Here is a 15,873-nt window from a genome sequence, read left to right as displayed (position 1 = left end):
ATGTACCTCCCGGGCTTTTCTCCCGCCGTGTAACCAGTCCGTGTTTCAATTTCTAAAAACACTCCATGACTGATTCGCTTCTCTCGGACCAGCCGTTTAAATCTTTAGACGTAAACCGGAACCCTAGAAGCTATTAATTTTTTTTACCCGATAGCTATCAATATTTGTTGGATGAACTTTGAAAGCTTAAATGTATAGATATCAATAAATTTTAAGGGAGAATGTAATCAAAGTTACAATTTGGCGGATTCCCCCCTGGGGGGAATCCAGAGTCAAGCGATCGCTACCTAGACTCTTGCTTCCCATCCTACAGCCGGGATTGCGCTACTAAGAAGGCTTAAATCGCACTGGACGCCACAGCCAAACCTGGATGAAAACGACTCCAGGTTTGGCGCATCATCAGCGCCCAAGTTTTAGGACAATTTGTAGCTGCGCTTACCCCTGAGAGCGATTTCCCTACACTGGATCGCCCTACACGGGTCAGTCGTCGGAAAGCTTTAGTCTTCGTGATCTTCAAACGGATCGCTCAATTCCTTAGAAGGAGGCCCGAACGCAGTGTAGATGGTGAAACCAGTGATAGCGACGAGAAAGGTAGCGATAGAAATGCTAAGAACTGTTGCGGGTTCCATAGGTGAGATAATTTATGAGAGCAGTTCCTATACAATATTACAAAACGTTAAAAACTTCTGTCGAGATTGATCCTAGGAAAGCTATGGCACAACGGACTTGGTTAGGAGATGTCCTCAAACCCCTTAACTCTGAATATGGGAAAGTATCTCCGGGGTGGGGCACTACGCCATTGATGGGCGTCTTTATGGTGCTATTTTTGGTCTTTTTACTGATTATTCTGCAACTTTACAATTCCTCACTCCTCGTTGAGGGTGTTGATGTCGATTGGAAAAGCCTAGGGCGTTAATCGACTGCGATCGGGCGCGAAGTCCTTGGGCTTTACATAACGCCACGATTAAAAAACACTGATGCTTTCCCGGCTAGACCGGGTTTTTTTGTCGGTTCTATACTAAAGTTAACCTTTTGCACGAAAAATCCTATGAATATCTTTGGCATCGGTCTGCCGGAAATGGCGCTGATTATGGTTGTGGCTCTTTTGATTTTTGGTCCCAAAAAGTTGCCAGAAATTGGTCGCAGTATGGGCAAGGCAATTCGCGGCTTCCAGGAAGCATCCAGAGAATTTGAAACTGAGTTCAAGCAGGAAGCAGAGCAGATAGAACAAGCTGTCAAGACACTACCCCAGGCTGACTCAGAGAAAGTAGCAAACGGAAAGTCAGAGAATCCCGCAACTAGCTCATCGCAACACAGCTAAAACTGGCAATTCTCGTTGCCACGATAGCGATTCTCACTCTTAGTGGAATATACAGGAACCTCACCCCCAACCCCCTTTTATGAACCGAGAGGGGATATCGAACCCCTCCCCGTTCGCTGGGAGAGGGCAGGAGTGGGGTTAAACCGTAGTGCATCCAATAGAGAATTGCTATAGAACAGGAAAGGGGGTAGACGCTAATTGTCAGCGACTGGTAGAAAGCCATATTTCTGCAATATCTGCTGCCCTCTGTTACTAGTAACAAAGTTGATGAATTCTTTTGCCTGCTGGGAATTTTGACTTTGCTTGACAACCGCTATCCAATAGCGGATAGGTCGAGTTGATTCAAGGGAAATTCGGGCGATCGCCTTCACTTTCTTCGATATCGCCGCATCCGTTGCATAGACAAGGGCGGCGTCAACATTTCCCTGCTCCACATAAGTCAAAACTTGACGCACATTGTCACCAAAGACTAACTTTTTTTCTTTTTCCAGTTTGGTATAAAGATTTTCTTTTTCCAGAGCTATTTTTGCGTACTCTCCCGCTGGCACTGTAGCTGGATTACCGATTGCTAAACGTTTCAGACGACTATCCCTTAAGTCAGATAGTTTCTTCAGCCAAGGGGTTTGAGCAGTAGTTGCCACCAGGACTAATTGATTACGAGCAAACGTCTTGCGAGTTTGGGGAAGCAACAAATTCTGCGTTTCTAAAGCATCCATCGGTCGAGCTGCTGCACTCGCGAATACATCAATGGGGGCACCCCGTTCGATTTGCTTTTGCAAGAAACCAGAAGCGGCAAAATTAAAGTGAACGGTAAAGGTAGGAAGCTGAGCTTGAAAGGATGTGGCAATCTCTGTAAAAGCTTCGCTCAACGAAGCAGCAGCAGCAACAGTCAGCGTGGTAGATGTAGATTCAGATGCCTTTGGGGAAATAGCTGGGGCACTGCAAGCCCCCAGCAGAAGACTCATAACCAGACTTAGCAGGATGAGAGGGGGTAGGATAGCGAACCGATTGGCATTCTCCGGACACTTGCGTAGCATCAAAAAAGAACTCAAGCGTTTTTTCCCTAGCAAAAACTATGATTTGAGGCTTTGATGTTCTTGAACCATTCGTTTCAGCGCTCCGCTTTGCCATTGAGTTCGGGTTTACCCGGAACTTCAAATTTGTAACCGACGCCCCGAACCGTTTGAATTAACTCAGGCTGAGTAGAATCGATTTCTATCTTCTTGCGAATCTGCCCGATATGAACGTCAACAACCCGTGGGTCTCCAATGTAGTCAGAAGCCCAAACTTCCTTGATTAACTCGGCTCGACGCCAAACCCGACCGGGATGACTCGCCAAGAAATGCAACAAATTAAATTCTAAGGCGGTCAAGGGGACTGGTTGATCGCTCAGATTCACCTCTCGACGCACTGGATCGATCACCAGTTTGTCAAAGATGAGGCGTTGCTGTTCGGCGACTTTCAGGGGTCGATGGCGCTTTAAAAGCGCCCCGACGCGGACGCCTAACTCTCCTAAGCTAAAAGGCTTGGTAATGTAGTCATCCGCACCCTGGGAGAAGCCGTGGATTTTATCGTTTTCGTCGGCGCGACTCGTTAGCAGCAGTACTAATACGTCGGTGCGGCTTTGCAATTCTTTGCAGAGTTGATAGCCATTCGCGTCAGGCAAATTCACGTCCAGAATCACCAGGTTTGGGTTGAATTGATCAAACACGGCGCGGGCGGTCTTGCCGTCTTCAGCAGACTCCATTTGATAGTTTTGCTGACTTAAGAAGCGATAGATGAGATTCCGGATGGCCGGATCGTCATCCACGACAAGAATCTTGTGAGTTGCGGAAGCCAGGACCATAACTTTCCACTAAGAACTGGATTATGATTAACGGACAGCGGTATTTTAAGCAAACAGGTCGAGTCGGGGAAATAAGCGCTTTGGAAGGCGAAAAATCGCTTCCTTACCTTATTAATATTCCCAAGCTTAATGACGTAATGAGCATTTTAGACAATTATCGTCGCTCTCCCCAGTTAGTGAAAATATCTCGTAATCGTCAAGTCTCCACGATGGGGAGTCTGGCGGTTTGTTTTAAGTATTTTTTGTCTAAAAAAATTAAATTTGCCGAGCGAATCCGGATAAATCATCTGACGGTTAGCTGGTAAACGAATAAAAGTGTCTTTCGAGAGAAGCGCTTGTGTTCAAGGATCAAGCTAAACTAACTTGGAGGATAGGATGAATGTAGGCACTCAAGGCTAAGGGTCAACTGCGATTAGGCAGTGATTTCAAGGGCTTGAACGGCTTTGAACAAAGAACCAGTATGACAAAACTTCACGGGAAATGTATAGATACTTTGCCAAATGTAGTAATTTATGACCATTCCATCCTTCAAGAGCCGTAGCACCTTCTCCAATCAGCGTGAAAGTATTCCAATCGCGCTCTCATGGGGTCGGAGATCCTCTTTTCGCAACGGGAATTAGGGGGTTTTAGGTTACATAGGTTAGAACGGCTGGCTAACGATACTTTCTTCTAGCCTGAGGAACTGGCAGTGTAGATAGGGAGCTAGATTGCCAGAAACGATTGAGTCGATGAAGACTGCTAAAAATAATAGATCTCTGGGAGGTTTTGGATGAGCGAGCAAAATCCCTACGAAAAGCTTGGACTGTCAGAAGACGCAACTTTTGAGGAAATTCAGGAGACCCGCAAGCGCCTTCTTCAAGAGCATCATGGCGAGAAGGAGCTTCTGGAAGCGATGGAGACGGCCTACGATGCGATTTTAATGGAACGTCTGAGGATGCGCCAAGAGGGAAAAATTAAGGTTCCGGAACGGATTCGGTTCCCAGAGCGGGCGATCGCGCCTCCTCCCACTTTTACCCCTGTGCCGGTCAACCGTTCCCCAGCTTGGTTGCAAAATCTGATTGATACGCCTTCCTTACAGGAGGTGGCGTGGCCTAGCGGTTTGTTCTTGGCATTGAGCGCCATTACAGCCTATCCAGGCACCAATGATTCGATGCTGCCATTGAATATGGCGTTAGGGGCTGGATTAACTTTATTTTTGGTCAATCGCAAAGAGCGGAAATTTGGTCGCGCTTTCCTGCTGACGCTGCTGGGGTTGTTCGTTGGAATTGGATTGGGAACGCTGCTTGATAATGTGCTGATGACGCAAATTTCCAATATCGGATTGACGCCAGATAAATTCGTCACGGTGGTGACGTTTATTATTCTCTGGCTGGTTAGTAGCTTTCTGCGCTAAAGCTAAGAATTAAACATGAAAAATTAAGAGTTAATTAGAGAATTTTTAATTTTTCATTTTTTATGTTTAATTCTTCAGGGAGCGGCTGACTCAACACGAAATCCACGGCTTCACCAAGGTTGTTTACGATCAAGTCTGGCTGGTATTGCTCAAGCTGAGCGCGATCGCGTATCCCGCACAAAACCCCGATGACCTTAACGCCGTGGTTTTTTGCGGCAATTATATCAGCCTCGGTATCCCCGATCATCCACACATCAGAGGCGGGAGGCAGTTCCGCGATCGCACGTTCCATCAGCAGCGGTTTGTCGTCGATGTCACGAGTCTTCACGTAGTCGTTCGCCAGGTGGTAGCACCGATTTTCTGGGAAAAATCGCGCTAAGTCGTAGCGACCGAAAGCATAATCTAACTCTCGCTGACGGCGCATGGTTAGTACCACCAAATCGACGCCTGCTTGCTGTACTTTTTCTAAAGCGTCAACGGCTCCGGGTGCCAGGGCGTCATAAACTAGATAGGGCATCGTATGCACGGTTTGACGCCGCAGTGCCGCAAATGCTTGGGCTTGCTCTTCATCGAGACCGGAAAGGATGCCGATTTGTCGTTCTGGGACGCGCGATCGCTTCAAACCCCAAAACTCCTCCTTAGACATCTGACGCACTGACTGGTCTTCCCGCCGCGTCTGTTCCAAACAAAACTGGTAAACTTGGTAATATCGCTCCGAAACGTCCATAATTGGGCCGTCGAAGTCACTGATAATTCTTAACATTTTTAGACGCAGGGGTTAATCTATATGATTAAGATTAATCACAAATTACCCCTTTTTTACCTGCCTGCCGATAGGTTCCTCAATACAGGCTACCTCGCTTCATCTGCTCTCGTTCAATCGCTTCAAAAAGAGCGCGAAAGTTGCCTTCCCCAAAACCCCGTGCCTGTAAGCGGCGCTCAATTAACTCAAAGAAGAAAGTAGGTTGTTCAAAAATCGGTTGAGTGAAGATTTGCAGTAGCAACGCTTCGGGAGAGTTTTCCTCCCAATCCACCAAAATTTGTTGCACCGCAATTTCCTGAATTTCAGCCTCCGATAGCTGAAGTCCTTGCCGGTGAAGCAGTTGCGTGTAGTAGGTGCGGGGGACTTGCAGAAAGGGTAGACCGCGTTGACGGAGATAGGCGATCGCATTCACAATATTGGGCGTTTGCAAAGCAATATGCTGAACTCCTGGCCCCCGATTCACCTCCAAAAATTCCTGAATTTGGGAATTTGCAGATGTGGGTTGATTAATCGGTAACTTAACCCAACCATCCGGATGAAGCATCACCTTACTGTGCAGTCCCGAACGCTCGGTTTGAATCGCAAATGACTGCTGCGGTATAAACGCTAGCGTCTTTTCATACCAGGCAACTGCCCGATCCAAGTCCCCAGCAGCAACATTCAGCACGACATGATCGATACCGCCAAACGCGAAGCCGCTATTGCTACTGCCATCCAACAGCTCGGAATCATCATCAAATAAGACTTTCCCTCCATCCCAGTCAAGCTGGGGAAAAGTCGAAATAAAAGCTCTATTTTGGCGCTCAACAAGCCTAGGTTGCCTTTCTATCAAGGTATGACTCAAAGAACCCCAGGCGGCAATCTTGCCCCACTTCAGCAAGCCTTTTCCCTGTTGCTGTTCTTGGATGGGTTGCAACACCTTAGCGCCCCCATTGACCGCCTTCGTCATCACCGCTTCCACGTCTGGAACGCTAAAAGCGATGTCAGCAACGCCAGGAGGATGTTGGTGCAGAAACTGGGCAACGGGACTCGTCGATGCCAGGGGTGAAGACAGCAAAAAATAGACTGAGCCGCTTTTGATCACTTCCGTGCGAGTGTGGTTGCTTACCCCAACGGCTACTGCTTGAAAGCCCAGCAGTAGCACAAACCAGTCGCGCGACGCTTTGGCATCTTCAACATAGAAGTGAACATGGTCAATTTTCATGGTTTATCCAGTCTGAGCAGCTCTACCTGAGTGTAAATTTTGCCCTCTTCCTGGCATTTGCAGGTCATTCTTGAGAAAGAATCCCTCCTTTGATAAAGTGCTGAGTGCTTTAGGATCTGGGTTTCCCTGGCTTTGTCAACGACTGAGTGGGAGATGGAGAGAGTAGCACAGAGCCAGTAAAAAACAGCAGATTTTATACGTGGTGTACTCAGTTCGCGATGACGATTTAGAAAAACAGGTGGCTTTCTGGCTGAATATTAATTTCCATCGGCACCGCTTGCGGATCGGCGCTGAGCGCGAACAGAATTGCATCAGCAGCAGTTTCAGGGCTGAGCATCTTTTTGCGATCGACTTTTAGGCTGACATTATCCCAAAAAGGAGAATCAACGCCGCCAAAATAGAACAGGGTGAACTTGATGCCGAAGCGCTTCAGTTCATCTGCCATACACTTGCTGAAACCCACGACGCCAAATTTTGAGGCACAGTAAGCCGCTGCCATCGCCATTGAGTGCTTGCCTAGAATCCCTACTACATTGCAGATATGACCGCTTTTATGCTCCTTCATCGCCTCCGCTGCTGCCTGACAGGTGTAGAAGCTGCCTTTTAAGTTCACGTCGAGCATGGCGTCTAAATCTGCGGGTTCTAACTGGTTGTATTGCTTCAGGACGCCAGCGCCCGCCGCATTGACTAAAACATCAATTTGACCAAAGTGGGCGATCGCTTTTTCCATTAGCGTCTCCACTTGCTGCGGTTTAGTAATATCTGTCGGTACGGTTAAGACTTGGGGGAGTCCAGATGCCAAGTTTGCCAACCGACTGCTATCTCTTGCTGCCAGTACCAACCGCGCCCCCATCGGTGCCAGTTTGCGAGTTAAGACGGAACCAATGCCGCCAGTGGCACCAACGATGACAACGACTTTATCTTGCATATTCCTTTACATTTCTTTACATCTTCTCCCATCATACTGACCGCGATTGATTCTGCTCAAACCAGTGATTTCTCGTTTGCAGAGCGAGGAGACGCCTAAGAACGCTCTCAGGACGCTCTTGCTTCCAGCAATCACCGAGAAAGCCTAGGAAGAGGGTGGAACCCCTTAGCAGCACCTAAGCACGGTAGCAAGCCCATCCAGTAGGCATTTCCTGGTAGAGCCTCTCAAAGCAGAAACCGAGAAAATGGGCAGACTATCCAGAAAAAACCTTGACATTTCGTAAAAATCAAGGCTGTGATGGACAAAGTGTGTGAGAGTTCCTGCTTCAGGTTGAATAAATCATGGATTGGATAGTCAAAGCGACAGGGGAAATATTTACTGGCTTGTCCCAGCTATTTACAACTCCGGTTTTTGAAATCGGTAACACCCGTCTTTCCCTCGGTTCGATTGTCCAACTGATTATGTTAGCGATCGCTGTCTTTATTGCTTCTCGCGCTACCAGCGAGTGGATTAAGCGAAAAATTCTGGTGCGAGTGAAATTGGATCGAGGAACGCGAGAAGCGATCGCCGCCGTCATCGGCTACCTTTTAGCCGGTTTCGGATTTATGATTGTCCTGCAAACAGCAGGCATCAACCTGAGTTCTCTAACGGTATTCGCTGGAGTGATTGGGATTGGGTTAGGATTCGGGTTACAAAATTTATCCAGCAACTTTATCAGTGGATTGACGCTACTTTTTGAACAACCGATTAGAGCCGGAGACTTTATTGAAGTTGATGGTCTTTTAGGAACTGTAGAAAATATTTCTATTCGTTCTACAATTGTTCGGACGCTGGATGGCGTTTTTGTCATCGTTCCCAATGTTCGATTTGTAGAAAACCATATTATTAACTGGACTTATAAGGACCCCAAGTGTCGCATCCATATCCCAATTGGAGTTGCCTATGGGAGCGAACCCATCTTAGTCACAGAAGCACTTTTAGCGGCTGCTCGAATGGAACCAGGCGTTTTATCTTCTCCTGCTCCCAAAGTTTGGTTTAAAAATTTTGGGGAAAGTTCTTTAAATTTTGAGCTATTAGTTTGGATCGATCGACCGCAGGGTAGCGATCCCATCAAAAGTTCTTTAAACTTTGCGATTGAGAATGAATTTCGCGACCGGGGAATCTCCATTCCTTTTCCCCAGAGGGATATCCACATTCGCAATTTAGAAGAAATAACGCATCGGTTTCATAAAACCAGCGCGACAGATGTTCCTAATGGCAAAGTCAGTTCGCCCAATAACACCATCACACCCAACCCCAAAGTTCTTCCCAAATCCCCCGATAATTGGACGCTGCGCGATTTGTTGCGAAGAGTTACTTTCTTTGAGTCGTGTACGGATTTAGAACTGCGACAATTGATTGAGTACGGATATCGACAACTGTATCCAAACGGACAGGCTGTTTGTCAAGAAAATGACCCCGGCGATTCATTTTATATTATTCTGACTGGCTCAGTAGAAGTCTTTTCTCAAAAAGCAGAGAAATATATTGCCACGCTTCACAAAGGTGAATTTTTTGGAGAAATTTCTTTGTTACTAGGAACTCCCCGTTCGGCAACAGTTCGCACTTTGGAAGATTCCATTTTGTTTGTCGTAGACCGCAACGACTTACAGAAGCTTTTAGTCACGCATCAGGAGTTAGCCGATCAGATTGCCCAAAAGTTATCAGAACGACAACAGGCGTTACGAGATTTGGGAATACTGACAGAAGAAGTCTCCGAACAGACTCCTTTAATCCGAATCAGACAACGAATTCAAAGCCTTTTTGGCATCTAAGAATTAATTCGCTTGAGATAGGCAATGGATTAAGTTTTGATTTAGGAGTTCTGAGCGATCGCTACTTGATATCCTTTATTGGTTTTCTCTACCTTGAAGCAACTATAAGACTTTATAAATTGAGTAAAGCTACCTTCTGGATTAAATTGTTTGATAATTTCAGAGATTGGTTGATTGTATTGCTTATGAAATTCTCCTCCTAAAGTTTCTAGGGGAATATAGCTTTTTGGAGATTCAGCCGTTAAACTATTCAATATATTTAATAGCACTTGTTCCAGCTCAAGGCAAGAGTTAATTTTAGATAAGTAAGGGTGAGCGATCGCTACCTGATAACCTTGCCCATTTTTCTCAACTTTTAACTTAGAAGATGACTGTAAAAACTGGGTGAAATTAGTACCGGATTTTAGTTTTTTAAGTAATGCAGTCGGAGATTCACCATACACTTTACTGAATTCTCCACCCAGCGGTCCTATTAATATTTTTGCATCTAAAGATTGGGCTTGCATTGCCTGAATAATATTTAAAACTGCATTTTCTAGTTCTGCTAGAGAAGTAATAGTAGATAAAGCTTGAAGTTTATCGTCTGATTGCTGTTCAAGTTTAGAATTTTCTGGCGCTTTTTGGGGTTCAACTAAAGTCTGATTCCCGGCTTGAGTTTTATCAGTTTTTAACTCAGGCTCTTGTTTAGTCGTTTTGGTCACTTGACCGACTTTAAATAGAGTTATATATACCTCAGAAGTTTCGGGGAGTTGATGTACTACAAAATCTGAGGGTTTATCTATGAAAATATCTTTATCAGTCTTCCCGGGGCTATAAGTATCAACAACTTGATTGATAGTAATTTCGTACTTTTCGTAAAATAACTGAGCTAGGGCAGATAACTTTACCCACTGAATTTTAGCCCGTTCTTGTTCTTCTACGAGCAGCAATTTTAAATAACTAATACATTGCATTAACGGTGGAATAACTGGTAAGTCTTTAGGCGTATAAGTTTCAATTTCACCTGTTTTATAGTTAGATACCGTTATATTAGAACCGTGTCGAAAAACCCGATATACCGTTAATCCATATTTCTGAAGATGGTTGCAAAGATTTGTCATCACTGTATCTGATGAACAAACTAAGACTTCCTTAACTTTTGGGTAATGTTCGCGGATTGATAAGCCAACTGCTATCATTTTTCCATCAGCGTTATCTCTACCAGCAGGAACGTGAATTAAATCATAGCCGCGTTCATGCAATTCCGCATCTAATTTACCCATGCGCCGCCAATTTGCAAAGGCAATTTTAACCTGGATAAAGTAGGTGCAGACGGTTGTTAAAAACTTTTCTGTTTCGGTATCGATTTGTAAGTTTTCGGCATCCAAAAGCAAAATCGCGATATGTTGCTCTGGAATCAGCACTCGCGGCGCTTCTGCTGGATGTGAAAAGGCTGAGCCATTTCCAGGATCTATTTCAGATGCTGAATCGATTAAAATACGGAGTTTTTCTATTAATTTACTAGATATCGGCAATTCTAAACATTGAGGAGTTAAGATTAATTTCAGTAATTTTTGTATTGTTTTAATTAGTGCATCTTTATCGGGTGCTTTGTTAAGTTCTGTTTGCAGTTTTAATAGGAAAGAGGATTGATAAGGAGCATCACCCCAGGGAACATTCCGGTACTTTTCAGTTAATAATTTTGGCTGCTGTTGCTGAACAAAAATAATGGTTTGATAGATACAGAAACTAATTTCCTTAATGACAGTAGAATACATTTACCGACGTCACGCGAACGTTATCTGGCATAGTTTTTTTGGGTTATATTCAGGCTGCGTATCCCTGAAGTCTCTAGGGAGCGCTCTTAGGTTTAGGATTCCCCTCATAATAAAAGAAAGTGCTTTATACTTCTTAATCTTTACTATGGCAAGAGACTTGCGGGGATTCATCAAGCTACTGGAAGAACGAGGGCAGTTACGGAGAATCGATGCCCTAGTTGACCCAGATATGGAAATTGCTGAGATTTCCAACCGGATGTTACAACGCGGTGGTCCTGGGCTGCTATTTGAAAATGTAAAAGGATCGGCTTATCCGGTGGCGGTGAACCTGATGGGTACAGTTGAACGGATTTGCTGGGCGATGAATATGCAGCATCCGTTGGAGTTGGAGGAACTGGGCAAAAAGCTGAGTATGTTGCAACAGCCGAAGCCACCGAAGAAGATTTCTCAGGCGGTGGAATTTGGCAAGGTGCTATTTGATGTGCTGAAGGCGAAACCAGGGCGCGATTTTTTCCCAGCCTGTCAGCAAGTGGTTATCCAAGGCGATGATCTGGATCTGAACCAATTGCCGCTCATTCGCCCTTATTCGGGGGATGCTGGCAAGATTATTACGTTGGGTCTGGTAATTACCAAGGATTGTGAGACGGGTACGCCGAATGTGGGCGTTTACCGGCTGCAACTGCAATCTCGCAACACAATGACGGTGCATTGGCTATCGGTGCGGGGTGGTGCGAGACATCTGCGGAAGGCGGCGGAACAGGGGAAAAAGTTGGAGGTTGCGATCGCACTCGGTGTTGACCCTCTGATCATCATGGCTGCGGCAACGCCGATTCCAGTCGATTTATCAGAATGGCTGTTTGCAGGACTCTACGGCGGTTCTGGGGTGCAGTTGGCGAAGTGTAAGACGGTAGATTTAGAAGTGCCCGCCGACTCGGAATTTGTCCTAGAAGGCACGATTACGCCGGGGGAAGTGTTGTCAGATGGCCCTTTTGGCGATCACATGGGCTATTACGGCGGTGTCGAGGATTCGCCGTTGATTCGCTTCCAGTGCATGACGCACCGCAAAGATCCAATGTATATGACAACTTTTAGCGGTCGTCCGCCGAAAGAAGAAGCGATGATGGCGATCGCGCTTAACCGCATCTACACGCCGATTTTGCGGCAACAAGTGTCAGAAATTGTTGATTTCTTCCTCCCAATGGAGGCGTTGAGTTATAAAGCGGCGATTATTTCCATTGATAAGGCATATCCGGGTCAGGCGCGACGTGCAGCCTTAGCTTTTTGGAGTGCGCTACCTCAGTTTACTTACACCAAGTTTGTGATTGTCGTAGATAAAGACATTAACATCCGCGATCCGCGTCAAGTGGTGTGGGCAATTAGTTCTAAAGTTGACCCCGTGCGAGATGTTTTCATTCTGCCGAATACGCCTTTTGATACTTTGGATTTCGCCAGCGAAAAAATTGGTTTAGGCGGACGCATGGGAATTGATGCGACCACGAAAATTCCTCCTGAAACCGAACATGAATGGGGCGAACCTTTGGAATCCGATCCAGATGTGGCGGCGATGGTGGAACGACGCTGGGCAGAGTATGGTTTAGCTGACTTGCAATTAGGAGAAGTTGATCCGAAATTGTTTGGCTACGATATGAAGTAATTGTTTGGCACCAGCACCAATGCTGGTGTTAAATAATCGGGAAAATTATGGCTAAAAAGGCGAACAAGACAGCATCAAAGCTAACCGTAGGATTAGCGCTAGCTAGCATGAGCTGGGTTATCAATACTGGCACGGCTAATCTTAGCGTATTAGCGCAACCAGTTAATGAAAAAAAATGCGATATTTCGGCCGTCGTCATAGACAAAGATCCGCAAGGTTTAAATGTGCGTAGCGGCCCAAATAGTAATAGTCGAATCTTGGGAAAAATCCCCGCATACGAGTCAGTTGAAGTCATCGCTTCCTCTGGAAATTGGGTAAAAATTACGAATGCTTATAGAGAAATTGGCGGCTTTCAGGGAACTGGCTGGGTGTTTTTGCCCATGTTAGGCACGTCAACGAGGGGCTATGAAACGAATGGCGTTAATCTTTATGCTAGTCCCAGTCAGCAAAGCCGAAAAATTGCACGAGTTCCACGTAGAACCGATGTTAAATTAATAGGCTGTCAGGGACAATGGGCGCAGATTGAATATCGAGGTGTTAAGGGTTGGCTGAAAAGTGACGAGCAATGTGGTGTAGGCACAACCTGTTCTTAATTGTTTCGCGGGGTTCAATAGATTAGGTTTATGAGCTAGTGCGATCGCTATCAGACCCAGATGCAGCTTGGGCTGATAAATTGTTGCGATCGCAAGCTTTAGGGTAGTTCATTCGCTCACTTTGAGATTTTTGACGCTTTACTGGGAATACTAAGTTTGGATTCCTGGTAAGGTCAATCAAATTAGTATGAGCATGGACTGGACTACCCTGCTGCGATCGCAACAAGCCGACTTCCTCCCAAGGCTGAAAACTGTCTCTATGGCTAAACTACAGCCACTCCCTAAACTTGCGCTTTCGGTTTTCCTTGCATTAATTATCAGTCTGGTATGGGTTGTCATTCCTGGTGTCAGCATAAATAAAGCTTTAGCTGCTGAGGCTCCCCTAATCAATAAACTTGTCCCACCATCCTTGGAGAAAAATCCGCTCAGTTTTTTTGAAAAATTAGGAAATTTTATTACCTCTGGCAGTAGTTTTTTGTCTGATAACTCTGTTGTCAGGGCTTCTTTTGCACCTAACCTCGCTTTTTCACCTACTCTTGCACCTACATTTACACCTACCCTTGCACCTACTCTTGCACCTACGTTTGCGCCTAGTCTTTCTTTAATGAGGATTGATTCCTTCTTTACAGTTCAAGAGTTAAACTTGATTAACATTAATCTTGGTGACAAGGAAAATACCTCTTCTTCTATTTTGAAATTCTATAAAGACGGATTAAAGAAAGTCAGAGAGAAAGGGGATTATAAGAATGCTATTAAGGATTACAGCAATGCTTTAAGTAAAGGCGACTTTGCGGAAGGTTATGTTAGCAGAGGACGGGCCTATTCAAGATTAGGGGATGAGCAAAAAGCCCTTGAATATCAGCAGAGAGATATTGAAAAGCAGGAATTAGAGTTAAGCAACAAGCAAAAAAAACTTGGATATCAGCAACAAATTATTAAGTATCAGGAAAAATCGAATGAATATCAACAAAAAGCAATAGCAGATTATACTAAAGCATTGGCTGTAAATCCCAAGTTTCCTTTTGAGCCAGATGACGGCAAGTGGCAACCCGATCCAGACCGCTATGTTGAACCACTACTTGGACGAGCCGCTGTCTACATTAAATTGGGTAACTATCAGGCAGCACTTGATGACTTCAACGAAGCTATTAAGCACAATCCTGACTTTTACGATGCTTATTTAGGTCGGTCAACCATCTACCTTGGAATAGGAAATTATCAGAAAGCGATTGAAGATTTGAACGTGGCACTCGATCTCAATCTTGACTATCCATCTGCCTTTTTAAGGCGTGGTTCTATCTGGGGTGAATTGGGAGAACATGAAAAAGCGATTGAAGATTTTAATGAGGCGATTGAAAGCAAAGCGGAAGATGCCAGTACCTATTACGCTGATGCTTACTACAAACGGGGTCTTGCTAACTTAAATTTGGCAGAAAATCAGAATGCGATTGAAAATTTCACTAAGGCGATTAAGCTAGACTCTAAATACCGCGAAGCTTACTACAGCCGAGGAATCGCCTACGATAGGCAGGGAAAATATAACGAAGCAATTAACGATTACAGTCAGGCATTGCTAATTTACAATATCACAGGGCATTCAGGAGTGTTTGCTGCGGTTCGTTCAGTAGCTATTAGCCCTGATGGAACAACATTAGCTAGTGGCAGTGATGATGACAGTATTAAGCTGTGGAACCTAAATACCGGAAGAGAAATCAAAACAATTTCTGGACATTCTCTAAAGGTTCGTGCAGTCGCATTCAGTTCTGATGGGCAGCTTCTAGCCAGTGGGAGTAATGACAAAACCGTTAAATTGTGGAATGGACGTACTGGAAAAGAAATTCGCTCTTTATCTGGGCATTCAGACCGTGTTACTTCCGTTGCTATCAGTCCTGATAGACAGATTATTGCTAGTGGAAGTGATGACAAAACAATTAAATTATGGGACGTGAATACTGGAGAACAAATCCGCACGCTTTCTGGGCATTCAGATTATATTCAGTCCCTCGCTTTCAGTCCTGACGGGCAAATACTTGCCAGTGGAAGTTGCGATAAAACTATCAAACTCTGGGACGGAAAAACAGGAGAAGAAATTAGCTCCTTAGAGGGTCATCAAAGGTGTGTTCGTGCTGTTGCCTTTAGTCCTCAAGGTAATACCTTAGCTAGTGGTAGTGAAGACCATAACATCATGATATGGAACTGGCAAACAGGACAGCTAATTCGTTCTCTTAGCGGTCACACTGATCAGGTGACATCTGTGGCGTTCAGCCCTGATGGTCAAATCCTTGCTAGTGGGAGTGATGACAAAAACATTAAACTATGGGATATACAAACTGGACTAGAAATCGGCACCCTTTCTGGGCATCAATCTTATGTTGAGTCAGTTGGTTTCAGTCCTGATGGAAAAACTCTCGTTAGCGGTGGTGGTAGTTATGATAAAACTGTTAAGGTTTGGCAGGTACAATAGCGGTAAATTGAAGATACTGCTGAGTAAGCGATCTCATCCCCTTCACACTTGCGCGATCGCATTCCCATCACCAGCGCGCTCGCATCCCCACCAGATTCATGCGATCGCTCTCCTCTGCCACAATGAAGAAAACTTT

At 45.1% G+C, this 15,873-nt stretch carries 16 protein-coding genes and 1 riboswitch; of the genes, 8 read left to right on the top strand and 8 right to left on the bottom strand.

Annotated elements, in window-relative coordinates; translation table 11 throughout:
* Nucleotides 1-4: 4 nt before the first annotated feature.
* Nucleotides 5-138, bottom strand: a riboswitch (guanidine-I (ykkC/yxkD leader).
* 359 nt (nt 139-497) lie between these two features.
* Nucleotides 498-629: a photosystem II reaction center protein PsbN gene (gene psbN / locus NC997_RS14875; protein WP_190411418.1), complete on the bottom strand. Its 132-nt coding sequence runs from the start codon at nt 627-629 to the stop codon at nt 498-500.
* Between the two features lie 83 nt (nt 630-712).
* Between psbN and psbH the strand changes: the two genes are divergently transcribed.
* Entirely contained in the window at nt 713-916 is a 204-nt protein-coding gene (psbH, locus tag NC997_RS14870; RefSeq protein ID WP_190411417.1) for a photosystem II reaction center protein PsbH, read from the top strand.
* A 132-nt stretch (nt 917-1,048) separates the two neighbouring features.
* Nucleotides 1,049-1,321 carry a TatA/E family twin arginine-targeting protein translocase gene (locus tag NC997_RS14865; protein ID WP_190411416.1) on the top strand — a complete coding sequence of 91 codons (273 nt, stop codon included), beginning with the start codon at nt 1,049-1,051 and terminating at the stop codon, nt 1,319-1,321.
* Between the two features lie 194 nt (nt 1,322-1,515).
* Here NC997_RS14865 and modA read toward each other — a convergent pair whose 3' ends face one another.
* Together modA and NC997_RS14855 are read right to left on the bottom strand one after the other, a co-directional pair.
* Entirely contained in the window at nt 1,516-2,373 is an 858-nt protein-coding gene (gene modA / locus NC997_RS14860; RefSeq protein ID WP_242031344.1) for a molybdate ABC transporter substrate-binding protein, read from the bottom strand.
* Nucleotides 2,374-2,432: 59 nt separating this feature from the next.
* Nucleotides 2,433-3,167 (bottom strand): response regulator transcription factor, encoded by a 735-nt coding sequence (locus tag NC997_RS14855; protein WP_190411414.1) that lies wholly within the window; start codon nt 3,165-3,167, stop codon nt 2,433-2,435.
* A 23-nt stretch (nt 3,168-3,190) separates the two neighbouring features.
* Here NC997_RS14855 and NC997_RS14850 point away from each other — a divergent pair, with 23 nt between their 5' ends.
* Together NC997_RS14850 and NC997_RS14845 are read left to right on the top strand one after the other, a co-directional pair.
* Nucleotides 3,191-3,472: a hypothetical protein gene (locus NC997_RS14850; RefSeq protein ID WP_190411413.1), complete on the top strand. Its 282-nt coding sequence runs from the start codon at nt 3,191-3,193 to the stop codon at nt 3,470-3,472.
* A 464-nt stretch (nt 3,473-3,936) separates the two neighbouring features.
* A complete protein-coding gene (locus NC997_RS14845) occupies nt 3,937-4,560 on the top strand; it encodes a CPP1-like family protein (protein ID WP_190411412.1) in 624 nt (207 codons plus the stop codon).
* 34 nt (nt 4,561-4,594) lie between these two features.
* On the opposite strand, the gene NC997_RS14840 is transcribed toward NC997_RS14845, so the two are convergent.
* The 3 genes from NC997_RS14840 to NC997_RS14830 all read right to left on the bottom strand — a co-directional run bounded on the left by NC997_RS14840 (nt 4,595) and on the right by NC997_RS14830 (nt 7,455).
* Entirely contained in the window at nt 4,595-5,323 is a 729-nt protein-coding gene (locus NC997_RS14840) for an HAD family hydrolase (RefSeq protein ID WP_190526803.1), read from the bottom strand.
* Between the two features lie 79 nt (nt 5,324-5,402).
* Nucleotides 5,403-6,527, bottom strand: a complete 1,125-nt coding sequence (gene hppD, locus NC997_RS14835; RefSeq protein ID WP_190526801.1) for a 4-hydroxyphenylpyruvate dioxygenase — start codon at nt 6,525-6,527, stop codon at nt 5,403-5,405.
* Nucleotides 6,528-6,753: 226 nt separating this feature from the next.
* Nucleotides 6,754-7,455, bottom strand: coding sequence for an SDR family oxidoreductase (locus NC997_RS14830; RefSeq protein ID WP_190411409.1), 702 nt, complete (start codon nt 7,453-7,455; stop codon nt 6,754-6,756).
* Nucleotides 7,456-7,796: 341 nt separating this feature from the next.
* Here NC997_RS14830 and NC997_RS14825 point away from each other — a divergent pair, with 341 nt between their 5' ends.
* Nucleotides 7,797-9,269 (top strand): cyclic nucleotide-binding domain-containing protein, encoded by a 1,473-nt coding sequence (locus NC997_RS14825; RefSeq protein ID WP_190526799.1) that lies wholly within the window; start codon nt 7,797-7,799, stop codon nt 9,267-9,269.
* A 41-nt stretch (nt 9,270-9,310) separates the two neighbouring features.
* Here NC997_RS14825 and NC997_RS14820 read toward each other — a convergent pair whose 3' ends face one another.
* Nucleotides 9,311-11,026 carry an NYN domain-containing protein gene (locus NC997_RS14820; RefSeq protein WP_190526797.1) on the bottom strand — a complete coding sequence of 572 codons (1,716 nt, stop codon included), beginning with the start codon at nt 11,024-11,026 and terminating at the stop codon, nt 9,311-9,313.
* 145 nt (nt 11,027-11,171) lie between these two features.
* Between NC997_RS14820 and NC997_RS14815 the strand changes: the two genes are divergently transcribed.
* Nucleotides 11,172-12,680 (top strand): UbiD family decarboxylase, encoded by a 1,509-nt coding sequence (locus tag NC997_RS14815; protein ID WP_190526795.1) that lies wholly within the window; start codon nt 11,172-11,174, stop codon nt 12,678-12,680.
* 47 nt (nt 12,681-12,727) lie between these two features.
* Complete coding sequence (locus tag NC997_RS14810) at nt 12,728-13,273, top strand: SH3 domain-containing protein (protein WP_190526792.1); 546 nt, start codon at nt 12,728-12,730, stop codon at nt 13,271-13,273.
* Between the two features lie 28 nt (nt 13,274-13,301).
* Here the strand turns inward: NC997_RS14810 and NC997_RS14805 are convergent, their stop codons facing one another.
* Entirely contained in the window at nt 13,302-13,499 is a 198-nt protein-coding gene (locus NC997_RS14805; protein ID WP_206753355.1) for a hypothetical protein, read from the bottom strand.
* Nucleotides 13,500-13,532: 33 nt separating this feature from the next.
* Between NC997_RS14805 and NC997_RS14800 the strand changes: the two genes are divergently transcribed.
* Entirely contained in the window at nt 13,533-15,737 is a 2,205-nt protein-coding gene (locus NC997_RS14800) for a tetratricopeptide repeat protein (RefSeq protein WP_190526788.1), read from the top strand.
* Nucleotides 15,738-15,873 lie beyond the last annotated feature (136 nt).

It is taken from the genome of Trichocoleus sp. DQ-A2 (assembly GCF_039961915.1).
Lineage (GTDB): Bacteria > Cyanobacteriota > Cyanobacteriia > Cyanobacteriales > FACHB-T130 > FACHB-T130.
This window is presented reverse-complemented; position numbering and strand designations above follow the sequence as displayed.

Coding starts and splice junctions, on each gene's coding strand:
- NC997_RS14865 (WP_190411416.1), top strand. CDS start 1,049: ATGAATATCTTTGGCATCGGTCTGCCGGAAATGGCGCTGATTATGGTT.
- NC997_RS14840 (WP_190526803.1), bottom strand. CDS start 5,323: ATGTTAAGAATTATCAGTGACTTCGACGGCCCAATTATGGACGTTTCG.
- NC997_RS14820 (WP_190526797.1), bottom strand. CDS start 11,026: ATGTATTCTACTGTCATTAAGGAAATTAGTTTCTGTATCTATCAAACC.
- NC997_RS14850 (WP_190411413.1), top strand. CDS start 3,191: ATGATTAACGGACAGCGGTATTTTAAGCAAACAGGTCGAGTCGGGGAA.
- NC997_RS14825 (WP_190526799.1), top strand. CDS start 7,797: ATGGATTGGATAGTCAAAGCGACAGGGGAAATATTTACTGGCTTGTCC.
- NC997_RS14800 (WP_190526788.1), top strand. CDS start 13,533: ATGGCTAAACTACAGCCACTCCCTAAACTTGCGCTTTCGGTTTTCCTT.
- NC997_RS14815 (WP_190526795.1), top strand. CDS start 11,172: ATGGCAAGAGACTTGCGGGGATTCATCAAGCTACTGGAAGAACGAGGG.
- NC997_RS14810 (WP_190526792.1), top strand. CDS start 12,728: ATGGCTAAAAAGGCGAACAAGACAGCATCAAAGCTAACCGTAGGATTA.
- NC997_RS14830 (WP_190411409.1), bottom strand. CDS start 7,455: ATGCAAGATAAAGTCGTTGTCATCGTTGGTGCCACTGGCGGCATTGGT.
- psbH (WP_190411417.1), top strand. CDS start 713: ATGGCACAACGGACTTGGTTAGGAGATGTCCTCAAACCCCTTAACTCT.
- psbN (WP_190411418.1), bottom strand. CDS start 629: ATGGAACCCGCAACAGTTCTTAGCATTTCTATCGCTACCTTTCTCGTC.
- NC997_RS14855 (WP_190411414.1), bottom strand. CDS start 3,167: ATGGTCCTGGCTTCCGCAACTCACAAGATTCTTGTCGTGGATGACGAT.
- NC997_RS14845 (WP_190411412.1), top strand. CDS start 3,937: ATGAGCGAGCAAAATCCCTACGAAAAGCTTGGACTGTCAGAAGACGCA.
- hppD (WP_190526801.1), bottom strand. CDS start 6,527: ATGAAAATTGACCATGTTCACTTCTATGTTGAAGATGCCAAAGCGTCG.